11 protein-coding genes, 1 rRNA gene and 1 pseudogene are annotated in these 12,352 nt (G+C 73.5%); 11 read left to right on the top strand and 2 right to left on the bottom strand.

Annotation, left to right across the window (positions count from 1 at the left end; all coding sequences use genetic code 11):
* The 3 genes and pseudogenes from rrf to ACIP5M_RS33010 all read left to right on the top strand — a co-directional run.
* Positions 1 to 105 (top strand): 5S ribosomal RNA (rrf, locus tag ACIP5M_RS33000); the annotation flags it as partial.
* Between the two features lie 226 nt (positions 106 to 331).
* A pseudogene (locus ACIP5M_RS33005) lies at positions 332 to 1,297 on the top strand (hypothetical protein); the annotation flags it as partial.
* Positions 1,298 to 1,513: 216 nt separating this feature from the next.
* Positions 1,514 to 2,365: a hypothetical protein gene (locus ACIP5M_RS33010; protein WP_401204139.1), complete on the top strand. Its 852-nt coding sequence runs from the start codon at positions 1,514 to 1,516 to the stop codon at positions 2,363 to 2,365.
* A gap of 75 nt (positions 2,366 to 2,440) precedes the next feature.
* On the opposite strand, the gene ACIP5M_RS33015 is transcribed toward ACIP5M_RS33010, so the two are convergent.
* Entirely contained in the window at positions 2,441 to 3,712 is a 1,272-nt protein-coding gene (locus ACIP5M_RS33015) for a DUF1015 family protein (protein ID WP_401203857.1), read from the bottom strand.
* A 112-nt stretch (positions 3,713 to 3,824) separates the two neighbouring features.
* Between ACIP5M_RS33015 and ACIP5M_RS33020 the strand changes: the two genes are divergently transcribed.
* The 4 genes from ACIP5M_RS33020 to ACIP5M_RS33035 all read left to right on the top strand — a co-directional run bounded on the left by ACIP5M_RS33020 (position 3,825) and on the right by ACIP5M_RS33035 (position 7,855).
* Positions 3,825 to 4,859: an HAD-IIA family hydrolase gene (locus ACIP5M_RS33020; RefSeq protein ID WP_401203859.1), complete on the top strand. Its 1,035-nt coding sequence runs from the start codon at positions 3,825 to 3,827 to the stop codon at positions 4,857 to 4,859.
* A gap of 70 nt (positions 4,860 to 4,929) precedes the next feature.
* Entirely contained in the window at positions 4,930 to 5,988 is a 1,059-nt protein-coding gene (locus ACIP5M_RS33025; protein WP_401203862.1) for a FecCD family ABC transporter permease, read from the top strand.
* On the top strand, positions 5,985 to 7,031 hold the full coding sequence (locus ACIP5M_RS33030; RefSeq protein WP_401203865.1) for a FecCD family ABC transporter permease: 1,047 nt from the start codon (positions 5,985 to 5,987) through the stop codon (positions 7,029 to 7,031). The genes ACIP5M_RS33025 and ACIP5M_RS33030 overlap by 4 nt, the downstream gene beginning before the upstream one ends.
* A gap of 17 nt (positions 7,032 to 7,048) precedes the next feature.
* On the top strand, positions 7,049 to 7,855 hold the full coding sequence (locus ACIP5M_RS33035) for an ABC transporter ATP-binding protein (RefSeq protein WP_401203868.1): 807 nt from the start codon (positions 7,049 to 7,051) through the stop codon (positions 7,853 to 7,855).
* A 116-nt stretch (positions 7,856 to 7,971) separates the two neighbouring features.
* Here ACIP5M_RS33035 and ACIP5M_RS33040 read toward each other — a convergent pair whose 3' ends face one another.
* Entirely contained in the window at positions 7,972 to 8,319 is a 348-nt protein-coding gene (locus ACIP5M_RS33040; protein WP_401203871.1) for an SCP2 sterol-binding domain-containing protein, read from the bottom strand.
* A 26-nt stretch (positions 8,320 to 8,345) separates the two neighbouring features.
* Between ACIP5M_RS33040 and ACIP5M_RS33045 the strand changes: the two genes are divergently transcribed.
* The 4 genes from ACIP5M_RS33045 (at position 8,346) to recN (ending at position 12,239) form a co-directional block, all read left to right on the top strand.
* Positions 8,346 to 8,606 (top strand): hypothetical protein, encoded by a 261-nt coding sequence (locus tag ACIP5M_RS33045; RefSeq protein ID WP_401203874.1) that lies wholly within the window; start codon positions 8,346 to 8,348, stop codon positions 8,604 to 8,606.
* Positions 8,607 to 8,613: 7 nt separating this feature from the next.
* Positions 8,614 to 9,429, top strand: a complete 816-nt coding sequence (locus ACIP5M_RS33050) for a TlyA family RNA methyltransferase (RefSeq protein WP_401203876.1) — start codon at positions 8,614 to 8,616, stop codon at positions 9,427 to 9,429.
* 77 nt (positions 9,430 to 9,506) lie between these two features.
* Complete coding sequence (locus tag ACIP5M_RS33055; protein ID WP_401204142.1) at positions 9,507 to 10,415, top strand: NAD kinase; 909 nt, start codon at positions 9,507 to 9,509, stop codon at positions 10,413 to 10,415.
* A gap of 99 nt (positions 10,416 to 10,514) precedes the next feature.
* Entirely contained in the window at positions 10,515 to 12,239 is a 1,725-nt protein-coding gene (recN, locus tag ACIP5M_RS33060; protein ID WP_401204145.1) for a DNA repair protein RecN, read from the top strand.
* The last annotated feature ends 113 nt before the right edge of the window (positions 12,240 to 12,352 follow it).

Consider the following 12,352-nt stretch of genomic DNA (forward strand, 5'->3'; position numbering starts at 1 on the left):
AGCGTTAGGGAAACGCCCGGTTACATTCCGAACCCGGAAGCTAAGCCTTTCAGCGCCGATGGTACTGCAGGGGGGACCCTGTGGGAGAGTAGGACACCGCCGAACAATCTTTCAAAGGACCCTTGGTCCAGCGTTCAACGCTGGACCAAGGGTCCTTTTTGTTTTTGTACATCTTTACGCCGAAGCGCGGCCATGGGTTGGTTGCGCGAGAATGACTAGCGGTACCCCGAAGACAGGAGTCACACCCATGTCCAACTCTCCCGACGATCGTCCGGAGCGCGAGCCTCGGCGCAACGACGGCGGTGACAGGGGCGGCTACCGCGGGGGCCGTGACGACCGGGGCGGCGACCGTCCTCCGTTCCGTCGTGACGACCGCGGTGGTCGACCGGCCGGCGGTGGCGGCGGTTTCCGTCGCGATGACCGTGGCGGGCGTCCCGCCGGCGGTGGTGGTGGCGGCTTCCGCCGTGACGACCGTGGTGGCGAGCGTCCGTCGTACCCGCGTCGTGACGATGAGCGTGGTGGGTTCCGTGGCGGTCGTGACGACCGCGGCGGCGACCGGCCGAGCTACCCGCGCCGCGATGACCGCGGTGGCGACCGTCCGTCCTTCCCGCGTCGTGATGACGACCGTGGTGGGTTCCGTGGCGGCCGGGATGACCGGGGCGGCGACCGCCCCTCGTACCCCCGTCGTGACGATGACCGTGGTGGGCGTCCTTCCGGCGGTGGTTTCCGTCGTGATGACCGTGGTGGCGACCGTCCGTCGTACCCGCGTCGTGATGACGACCGTGGTGGGTTCCGTGGCGGCCGTGACGACCGTGGTGGCGACCGCCCCTCGTACCCCCGTCGTGACGACCGTGGCGACCGGCCCTCCGGCGGCGGTTTCCGTCGTGATGACCGTGGTGGCGACCGTCCGTCGTACCCGCGTCGTGACGATGAGCGCGGCGGGTTCCGTGGCGGCCGGGACGACCGTGGTGGCGATCGGCCGAGCTACCCGCGCCGTGATGACCGCGGTGGCGACCGTCCGGCGTTCCGTCGTGACGACCGTGGCGACCGCCCCTCCGGCGGTGGCTTCCGTCGGGACAACGACCGTCCGTCCTTCCCGCGCCGTGATGACCGCGGTGGGGACCGTCCGTCGTACCCCCGTCGTGATGACGAGCGTGGTGGGCGTCCTTCGGGCGGTGGTTTCCGTCGTGATGACCGCGGTGGGGACCGTCCGTCGTACCCGCGTCGGGACGATGACCGTGGTGGGCGTCCGTCCTACCCGCGTCGTGACGACGAGCGTGGTGGGTTCCGTGGCGGTCGTGACGACCGTGGCGGCGACCGGCCGAGCTACCCGCGCCGTGATGACCGCGGTGGCGACCGTGGCGGGTTCCGTGGCGGTCGTGACGACCGTGGTGGCTACCGTGGTCGCGATGACCGTGGCGGCGACCGCGACTACCGTGCGGACCGCGATCGGGACCCGGTCAAGCGGCTTCCGATCGACGAGGACGTCACCGGTCTCGAGATCGACGCCGATGTGCGTCAGGAGCTGCTGAGCCTGCCCAAGGGGCTGGCCGAGGAGGTCTCCAAGAACCTGGTCATGGTCGCCCGGCTGATCGACGAGGACCCCGAGCAGGCCTACGCGTACTCGCGCATCGCCCTGCGGCTGGCCTCCCGTGTCGCCGCCGTCCGCGAGGCCGCCGGCTTCGCCGCGTACGCCACGCAGAAGTACAGCGAGGCGCTCGCGGAGTTCCGCGCCGCCAAGCGCATGACCGGCTCGGTGGAGCTGTGGCCCGTCATGGCCGACTGCGAGCGCGGCCTCGGCCGTCCCGAGCGGGCGCTGGCCATGGCCGGCGAGCCCGAGGTGCAGAAGCTGGACAAGGCAGGCCAGGTCGAGATGCGGCTGGTCGCGGCCGGGGCCCGGCGGGACCAGGGGCAGCTCGAAGCCGCCATCGTGACCCTGCAGAGCCCGGAGCTGGCCTCCAGCTCCGTCCAGCCGTGGACCGCGCGCCTGCGGTACGCGTACGCCGACGCCCTGCTGGCGGCCGGTCGTGAGGACGAGGCGCGCGAGTGGTTCGGCAAGACCCTCGAAGCGGACAAGGAGGGGGCCACGGACGCCTCCGACCGTCTCGCCGAGCTCGACGGTGTCGAGTTCCTCGACGCGGCGGTCGACATCGCCGACGAGGACGACGAGGACGAGGACCAGGACCCGGCCGAGGTGGCCGCGGCCGAGCGTGCCTCCGACGTCGCCGAGTACTACGACGAGGACGACGAGGAGTACGAGCCGCTGGAGGAGTCCGAGGCCGACTTCGACGTGACGGACGAGGTCGCCGTCGTCGACGACGATGACGAGGGCGACGACGAGGACGCGGACCAGGGCAAGGCCTGAGTTCTGAAACGCCCGTGACATGCAGAAGGGCGGCACCCCCGTGGGGTGCCGCCCTTCTGCATGTCCGGAGCACGGTCAGGTCAGGCCGCGCAGCACCAGGCCGGTGGCCGGCTTCGGGCCGAAGGACGTGGACTTGCGGGGCATGGTGACGCCCTGGCGGGCCAGGTCCCGGACGACTTCCTCCCGTACGGGATGCAGCAGGACCGCGGTTCCCCCGTGGCGCTCGGCCATGGCCACGGTGGCGGCGGCGTCGTGGATGTAGGTGATCTGGTCGGGGGTGTCCGGGACGTGCCACACGGCGTCGAGCAGGGTGGCGTGCAGGACGGTGGCGTCGAGTCGGCGCCAGGCCTCGGGGCGGTCGCGGCGGACCGTGCGGTCGAGGAGGGCCGGATCGGGGTCGGTGACGAGGTGGAAGGTGCCGTCGCCGGTGAGGAGGAAGGCGTTGCCCCGCTCCGCGGCGTCCGACAGGGCCTCCAGGGCCAGGGGGAGCGGCCCGTCGACCGTGCGGACCCGGAAGGTGCCGGCGACCGCGGCCAGGGCGTCGGCGACCGGGAGGCGGCGCAGCATCCGGTGGATGGCGCGGACCTGCAGGGGGTAGCGGGCGGTGTCCACGAGGAGGACGAGGCCGAAGTCCCAGGGCGTCGGGGAGCCGTGCTCTTCCTGGAGGCGCAGGTAGGTCGCCCAGCGGTGGTGGCCGTCGGCGATGAGGGCCTGGCGGTGGCTCAGGTCGGCGGTGAGGGTGGCCAGTTCCCCGGGATCCGTGATGGCCCAGAGGCGGTGCTGGAAGCCGTCCTCGGTGGTCGTGGAGAGGAGGGGGGCCCTCCGGGCGGTGTTCTCGACGACCGCGGCCGCGCCCGCCGCGGGGTCGTCGCCGCGGTAGGTCAGGAGGAGGGGTTCGAGATTGGCGGAGGTGGCCCGCATCAGGCCCGCCCGGTCGGTGACCACGTCCGGCATGACGTCCTCGTGGGGCAGGACGATCCCGGCGTCCGCGGTGGACAGGGCGAGGGCGCCGATGACCCCGCGCTGCAGGAGGCCGGCCCGGCGCTGTTCGTACACGTACAGCGCGGGCTCGGGGTCGGCGCTGAGGACGCCCTCGGCCAGCCAGTCGCGCAGGGTGCGCGCGGCCTGTTCGTTGCGGGCGGCGGGGGTGCCCGCCTGCGGGAGGATCAGGCGGACGATGTTGTGCGGGTCGGCGGATTCGAGGTGGTCGACTCCGTCGGGGCGCACGACCACGTCGTACGGCGGCGAGGTGACGGCGGCCAGGCTGCCGACACGCTCCGGGACATAGCGCAGGCCATGGAACGGGATCAGGCGCAGCCCGGGGTCCGCGGTGCCAGATGTGGTCATTGGTGCATGGTAAGACGCGTCTCGCGATGCGGGATGATCGGGGGAGTACGGAATCGGACAAGATCGATCTCTCCCGGCGACGGCTGGGAGGGGCCCCAGAGGAGCGGACAGGATGACCCGGCAGAGCAGGACCAGTCCCGCGGCGAGTGAGCGGAGTCTGCACCAGGCGTACGACACGGCTCTGCTGGACCTCGACGGTGTGGTGTACGCGGGCGGTGAGGCCATCGCGCATGCCGTGGAGTCGCTGGCCGCGGCCCGGGCCGAGGGGATGCACCTCGCGTACGTCACGAACAACGCCCTGCGGACGCCGGACGCCGTCGCGGAGCACCTGGGCGAGCTGGGCATCCCGACCGAGGCGGCCGAGGTGATCACCTCGGCGCAGGCGGTGGCCCGGCTGATCGCGGAGCAGGTGGAGCCGGGGTCGAAGGTGCTGGTGATCGGTGGGGAGGGGCTGCGGGTCGCGCTGCGCGAGCGGGGGCTGGTGCCGGTGGAGTCCGCCGAGGAGGAGGGCCTCGCGGCGGTCGTCCAGGGGTACGGGGGGCCCGACCTGCCGTGGGGGCGGTTCGCCGAGGCCTCGTACGCGATCAACCGGGGCGTGCCGTGGTACGCGTCGAACACCGACCTGACGATTCCGGGGGCGCGGGGGATCGCGCCGGGCAACGGGGCGGCGGTGGAGGTCGTCCGGATCGCGACGGGCGCGGAGCCGCAGGTGGCGGGCAAGCCGCTGCCCCCGATGCACCGGGAGACGGTGCTGCGGACCGGGGCGCGGCGGCCGCTGGTCGTGGGGGACCGGCTGGACACGGACATCGAGGGTGCCTTCAACGGTGAGGTGGACTCGCTGCTGGTGCTGACCGGGGTGACGGACGCGGCGCAGCTGGTGCGGGCCGAGCCCCGGCACCGGCCGACCTACGTGGACCGGGATCTGCGGGGGCTACTGGCCGGCCAGCCGGAGGTCGAGCGGTCGGCGGAAGGCTTCCGCTGCGGTGGCTGGACCGCGGTCGCGCTGGACGGCGTACTGGAGGTGCGGGGCGGGGACGGTGACCCGGTCGACGGGCTGCGGGCGCTGTGCGCGGCGGCCTGGACGGCGGCCGGGGACGGGGTCTGCACGCTGGACGCGGCGAAGGCGCTGGCCCGGCTGGGGCTTTAGCCGGTCGCCGGCCGATCAGGCTCGCCCTCGGGGAGCCGACCCGCGCGGAGGGTAGGCTAACCTAACTTCCGTGTTGGTCGAGAGTCCCCCTGAACCCGAACCGGGCACGGTGCCTGCGCAGGCCGCCGTCGCCCGCCCGCGTCATGCCGCGCGCGCCGCCGGTCTGCTCGGCGCCCTCGCCGTGCTCGCGCTGGTCGCGGTCGTGAGCATCGCCGTGGGCGCCAAGCAGATGCCCCTCGACGAGGTCTGGCACGGCCTCTTCGACTACGCGGGGACGCCCTCCGACGTGGTGGTGCGGGACCTGCGGGTGCCGCGCACCCTCCTCGGCGTGATGGTCGGGCTCGGACTCGGCCTGTCCGGGGCGGTCATGCAGGCGCTGACCCGCAATCCGCTGGCCGAGCCGGGCATCCTCGGCGTCAACGCCGGGGCCGCTGCCGCAGTGGTCTCCGCGATCAGCTTCTTCGGAGCGAGCTCGCTGAGCGAGTTCGTGTGGTGGGCCTTCCTCGGCGCCGCCGTCGTCTCCGTCGTCGTCTACGTGCTCGGGGGCAGCCGCAGTGCCACGCCGGTGCGCCTCGCGCTCGCCGGTACGGCGGCCAGCGCGGCCCTCGTCGGCTACATCAACGCCGTGCAGCTGATGGACAGCAAGGCGCTGGACAAACTGCGCTTCTGGACGGTGGGTTCGCTGGCCTCGGCCGGCATGGACACCGTCCGGCAGGTCGCGCCCTTCCTGCTGGTCGGCGCGGTGCTCGCGCTGGCCCTGGGCCGGCCGCTCAACGCGATGGCCATGGGCGACGACACCGCGCGGGCGCTCGGCGCGAACCTGACACGGACCCGGATCGGCGCGATGCTCGCCATCACCCTGCTGTGCGGTGCGGCGACCGCCGCCTGCGGGCCCATCGTGTTCATCGGGCTGATGATCCCCCACCTCGTACGGGTGTTCACGGGCCCCGACATGCGCTGGGTGCTCGCCTACTCGGCCGTCCTGTCGCCCGTCCTGCTGCTCGGCGCCGACGTCGTCGGCCGTGTCGTCACCCGGCCCGCCGAACTGCAGGTCGGCGTGGTGACCGCGCTCATCGGCGGCCCCGTCTTCATCTACCTGGTTCGGCGCAAGAGGATGGCCCAGCTGTGACCGTGACCGCCACATCCCGTCCGCTGCGCCTTCCCGGCGGGATCTCGCTGCGGGTGGAACGGCGCGCCCTGGCCGTGGGCATGCTGCTCGCCGTCGCCGCGTTCGCGCTGGCCGTGCTGCTCATCGGCACCGGGGACTTCGACATCGCGCCGTGGGACGTCGTACAGACCCTGCTGGGCAACGGCAGCCCCGCCAACGACTTCATCGTCAACGACCTGCGGCTGCCGCGGGTGCTGGTGGCGCTGCTCGTGGGCGCGGCCCTCGGGATGGCCGGGGCCGTCTTCCAGTCCGTCTCCCGCAATCCGCTCGGCTCCCCGGACCTGCTCGGATTCTCGTACGGGTCCGCGGTCGGCGCGCTGATCGTCATCATCCTGTTCGGCGGCTCGGCCACCGAGGTGGCCGTCGGAGCGCTGGTCGGCGGCCTGCTGGCCGGTGCCGCCGTCTACCTGCTGGCGTACAAGCAGGGCATCCACGGCTATCGGCTGGTCCTGGTCGGCATCGGCGCCTCCGCCATGCTCATCGCGGTCATCCAGTACCTGATCACCAAGGCCCGGCTGGTGGAGGCCTCCCGCGCGATGGTCTGGCTGACCGGCTCGCTGGCCGGGCGGGACTGGGCGCAGGTGTGGCCGCTGCTCGCGGTGTGCGCGGTGCTCTTCCCGTTGGTCCTGGGGCAGGGGCGGGCCCTGCGGATGATGGAGATGGGCGACGACGCCGCCCACGCCGTGGGGGTGCGGGTGGAGCGCACGCGGCTGCTGCTGATGCTGGCCGCGATCCTGCTGACCACCGCGGCGAGCGCCGCCGCCGGGCCGATCAGCTTCGTCGCGCTGGCCGCGCCGCAGCTGGCCCGGCGGCTGACCCGGTCGCCCGGGGCCAACCTGGCGACCGCCGCGCTCATGGGCTCGGTGGTGCTGCTCGCCTCCGACTGGGCCTCGCAGCGGGCCTTCGGCGCCGACCAGTTGCCGGTGGGCGTGGTGACCGGGCTGGTCGGCGGTGTCTATCTGCTCTGGCTGCTCGTCACCGAGCGCAGGGCGGGACGTATATGAACGCTAGGAGTACGCAAGTGCAGCGGCTGACCGCGGAGAACGTGACCCTCGGCTACGACCGGCGGGTGATCGCCGAGAACCTGTCGGTGGAGATCCCCGACCACTCCTTCACCGTGATCGTCGGGCCCAACGCGTGCGGCAAGTCCACGCTGCTGCGGGCGCTGTCGCGGATGCTGAAACCGGCGGCCGGGCGGGTGCTGCTCGACGGGCAGGCGATCGGTTCGATGCCGGCGAAGAAGGTGGCCAGGACGCTGGGGCTGCTCCCGCAGTCCTCGGTCGCGCCCGACGGGATCACGGTGGCCGACCTGGTCTCGCGGGGCCGGTACCCGCACCAGGGGCTGCTGCGGCAGTGGTCGGCGCAGGACGAGCGGATCGTGGCGGAATCGATGGCCTCGACCGGGGTCGCCGAGCTCGCCGACCGGGCCGTGGACGAGCTGTCGGGCGGGCAGCGGCAGCGGGTGTGGATCGCGATGGCGCTGGCGCAGCAGACGCCGCTGCTGCTGCTCGACGAGCCGACGACGTACCTGGACATCCAGCACCAGATCGATGTGCTGGACCTGTGCGCGGAGCTGCACGAGACGCAGGGGCGGACGCTGGTCGCCGTGCTGCACGATCTGAACCACGCCGCGCGGTACGCCACGCATCTGATCGCGATGCGGGGCGGGGAGGTCGTCGCACAGGGGGCGCCGGGGGAGGTGGTCACGGCGGAGCTGGTGGAGAAGGTGTTCGGCCTGCGCTGCCAGGTGATCTCCGATCCGGAGACGGGGACGCCGCTGGTGATTCCGGCGGCGCGGAGGTCCCGTGCGGTGACGTCCGCGGTGTAGCGGGTGCGGCGCCGCTGCCGGGGCTCCGCCCCGGACCCCGCGCCTCAAACGCCGGCGAGGCTGGATGTGGCGACGTGTCTGGGGCGGAGCCCCAGGAACGGCGTGGCCGGGCCTCGTTACAGCAGCTTGCGCAGGCGCATCAGGTCGCGGAGGCCGGCCTCGAGGCGGATGCGGCCGGACGCCCAGGCCTTGGCGAAGTGGAGGTCGCCGCCGACCAGGGCGACCAGGTCGTCGCCGGTCATCGCGAGGCGGATGTCGGCCTTGGTGGCGGGCGGGCCGGGGGTGACCGCGTCCACGCGGATGCGGCCGCCGTCCAGGCGGCCCGCGAAGGTGTGGTCCAGGTCCGTGATGTGGCAGCTCAGGGAGCGGTCCAGCGCGGCCGCCCCGCGCACGTCGCCGTCGGCGCGTGCCAGGTTGCCGGAGAGTCGGTCGAGTGCTTCGCGGCACTCCTCGATCGTAGCCATCGTGATCACGACCGTACCGCAGAGCCGTGCGTGGTCGCCGGGCGCTTCGGGGTAGCGTCGGGGGCATGACCGACGAAGACGCCGCCGAGCCCGCCGCGCTGGGCGTCGTACGCACTCCCACCGGGCACTCCGGGGTGGACGCGCAGCTGGCGCGGCTGGCCGACGCCGACCACCTCCCTGCGGACGGCCACCTCGCCGTGTACGAGGATGTCCACAGGGGGCTGCGCGAGGCGCTGAGCGCGCTGGACGCACCGCCCGTCCCCGGTCCGTACGAAAACAGGAGCTGAACCGAACGTGGCAGGAGTGGCACGCCGCCGCCTGGACGCCGAACTGGTGCGCCGCAGCATGGCCCGCTCGCGCGAGCACGCCGCGCAGCTGATCGCCGCGGGCCGGGTGACCGTGGGCGGCACCACCGCGACCAAGGCGGCCACCCAGGTCGAGACCAGTGCGGCCCTCGTGGTCCTCAAGGACGACAGCGACCCCGACTACGTCTCGCGGGGCGGCCACAAGCTGGCGGGCGCGCTCGCCGTGTTCCGGCCGCAGGGGCTGGTCGTCGAGGGCCGCCGGGCGCTGGACGCGGGGGCCTCCACCGGCGGCTTCACCGACGTGCTGCTGCGCGCGGGCGTCGCGCACGTGGTGGCCGTCGACGTCGGCTACGGGCAGCTCGCCTGGTCGCTGCAGAGTGACGAGCGGGTCACCGTCAAGGACCGGACGAACGTGCGCGAGCTGACGGTCGAGCAGATCGACGGCATTCCGGCCGACCTGGTCGTCGGCGACCTGTCGTTCATCTCCATCGGCCTGGTGCTGCCCGCGCTGGTGCGGTGCACGGCGCCGGACGCCGACCTGGTGCTGATGGTCAAGCCGCAGTTCGAGGTCGGCAAGGAGCGGCTCGGCAGCGGTGGCGTGGTCCGCAGCGCCGAGCTGCGGGCCGAGGCCGTACGGGACGTGGCGGCGCAGGCCTGGAAGCTGGGGCTGGGGGTTCTCGGGGTGACGGCCAGTCCGCTTCCGGGGCCGTCGGGGAACGTGGAGTACTTTCTGTGGCTGCGGGCGGGGGCACCGGCACTCGACCCGGGGGACGTAGACCGTGCAGTGGCGGAGGGGCCGCAGTGACAGATTCATCGGGTTCAGCGGGTGCAGCGGGTTCTGTGGGTTCTGCGGGCGCGTCGGCGCCGGCGGTTTCGGACGACGTGGCGGCTCCGGGGGCGGGGCGCACCGTGTTCCTGCTCGCGCACACCGGGCGGCCGGCGGCCATCCGCAGTGCCGAGCTGGTGGTGAAGGGCCTGCTGAGGTCCGGGCTGGGCGTACGGGTCTTCGCGCACGAGGCGGCGGACCTGCCGCTGCCGCGCGAGGTGGAGCTGGTCACCGAGTCCACGCCGGGCGTGCTGGACGGCTGTGAGCTGCTGATCGTGCTGGGCGGGGACGGGACCCTGCTGCGCGGCGCGGAGTTCGCGCGCGCCTCCGGGGTCCCGATGCTGGGCGTCAACCTGGGTCGCGTGGGCTTCCTCGCCGAAGCCGAGCGCGACGACCTGGACAAGGTCGTGGACCGGGTGGTGACGCGCGAGTACGAGGTCGAGGAGCGGATGACCCTCGACGTGGTCGTGCGCACGAACGGCGACATCGTCCACGAGGACTGGGCACTGAACGAGGCCGCCGTCCAGAAGGTGTCCCCGGAGCGGATGCTCGAGGTGGTCCTGGAGATCGACGGCCGCCCGGTGACCGGGTTCGGCTGTGACGGGATCGTCTGCGCGACGCCGACGGGCTCGACGGCGTACGCCTTCTCCGCGGGCGGGCCGGTGGTCTGGCCGGAGGTCGAGGCGCTGCTGATGGTGCCGATCAGCGCCCACGCGCTGTTCGCGAAGCCGCTGGTGACTTCGCCCACCTCGGTGCTGGCGGTGGAGGTGCAGACCGGGACCCCGCACGGGGTGCTGTGGTGCGACGGCCGGCGCATGCTGGAGCTGCCGGCCGGGGCCCGGGTGGAGGTCCGGCGCGGGGCGGTGCCCGTACGGCTGGCCCGCCTGCACCACGCGTCCTTCACCGACCGGCTCGTCGCGAAGTTCGCGCTGCCCGTGTCGGGGTGGCGTGGGGCGCCCCACTGAGACCTCACTCGTATTAGCACACCCGTTCGGGAAACTCCGGGCGGGTGACGTCACATGGCACCCGTGAAACCTCGGTATGGTCGTCCCGTGCTTGAGGAGATGCGGATACGGTCGCTCGGGGTCATCGACGACGCGGTGGTCGAGCTGTCGCCCGGTTTCACCGCGGTGACCGGCGAGACCGGTGCGGGCAAGACGATGGTCGTCACCAGCCTCGGGCTGCTGCTCGGCGGACGCGCCGATCCGGCCCTCGTACGGATCGGGGCCAAGGCCGCGGTCGTCGAGGGCCGCATCGTCATGCGCCCGGATGCCCCCGCCGCCGTGCGCGCCGAGGAGGCCGGGGCGGAGCTCGACGACGGCGCCCTGCTGATCAGCCGGACCGTGTCCGCCGAGGGGCGCTCGCGCGCCCACGTCGGCGGCCGCTCCGTGCCCGTCGGGCTGCTCGGCGAGCTCGCGGACGACCTGGTGGCCGTGCACGGTCAGACCGACCAGCAGGGGCTGCTGCGGCCGGCCCGGCAGCGACAGGCCCTCGACCGGTACGCCGGGGACGCCGTCGCCGTCCCGCTGGAGAAGTACGGCTCGGCCTACCGCAGGCTCCGCGCGGTCGCCGCCGAGCTGGAGGAGATCACCACCCGGGCGCGGGAGCGGGCCCAGGAGGCGGACCTGCTGCGCTTCGGGCTCGACGAGATCGCGGCCGTGGAGCCGGTGGCCGGCGAGGACGCCGAGCTGGCGGCGGAGGCGGAACGACTCGGGCACGCCGAGTCGCTGGCCTCGGCGGCGCAGGTGGCGCACGCCGCGCTCGCGGGCAATCCCGAGGACCCCGAGGGCATCGACGCGAACACGCTCGTCGCGGGCGCGCACCGGGCCCTGGAGGCCGTACGGTCCCACGACGCGGCCCTCGGCGGGCTCGCCGAGCGGATCGGGGAGCTGGGCATCCTGCTGTCCGACGTGGCCGGGGAGCTGGCGGGCTACGCCGACGACCTGGACGCCGATCCGCTGCGGCTCGCGGCGGTGGAGGAGCGGCGGGCCGCCCTGAGCCAGCTGACGCGCAAGTACGGCTCCGACGGCACCGTGGACGCCGTCCTGGAGTGGGCCGAGCGGGGCGCGGCGCGGCTCCTGGAGCTGGACGGCGACGACGAGCGGATCACCGAGCTGACCGCGGAGCGGGACGGGCTGCGCTCCGAACTGTCGGCGCTGGCACAGGCGTTGACGGACGCGCGGGTGGAGGCGGCGACGCGGTTCGCCTCGGCCGTGACCGAGGAACTGGCGTCACTGGCGATGCCGCACGCGCGGGTGACGATCGACGTCCGGCAGGTCGAGGACGCGGACGGAGTGGAGGTCGACGGCCGCGCCGTCGCCTACGGGCCTTCGGGCGCGGACGAGGTCGAACTGCTGCTCGCCCCGCACCCCGGAGCCCAGCCGCGGCCGATCGCCAAGGGAGCCTCGGGCGGTGAGCTGTCCCGGGTGATGCTGGCGGTGGAGGTCGTCTTCGCGGGCTCCGACCCGGTGCCCACGTACCTCTTCGACGAGGTCGACGCGGGCGTCGGCGGCAAGGCGGCCGTGGAGGTGGGCCGGAGGCTGGCGAAGCTGGCCAAGTCGGCGCAGGTCGTGGTCGTCACGCACCTGCCGCAGGTCGCGGCGTTCGCGGACCGGCAGCTGCTCGTCGAGAAGACCAACGACGGGTCCGTGACGCGCAGCGGGGTCACCGTCCTGGAGGGCGAGGACCGGATCCGCGAGCTGTCGCGCATGCTGGCCGGCCACGAGGACTCGGTGTCGGCGCGGGCGCACGCGGAGGAACTCCTCGCGGCGGCACGCGCGGACGGCTGACCGGAGGGACCCGAGGACGCGGCCCGGGGGCCGGCGGCCGGGCCGGCGCCGGGGTTCGGGGTGCGTGCGCTTCGGCCTCCTGCGCCCGGGCGCGGTCGTTCCCCGGGGCGTTG

Source organism: Streptomyces sp. NPDC088762, assembly GCF_044750905.1.
In the GTDB taxonomy this organism is placed as follows: domain Bacteria; phylum Actinomycetota; class Actinomycetes; order Streptomycetales; family Streptomycetaceae; genus Streptomyces.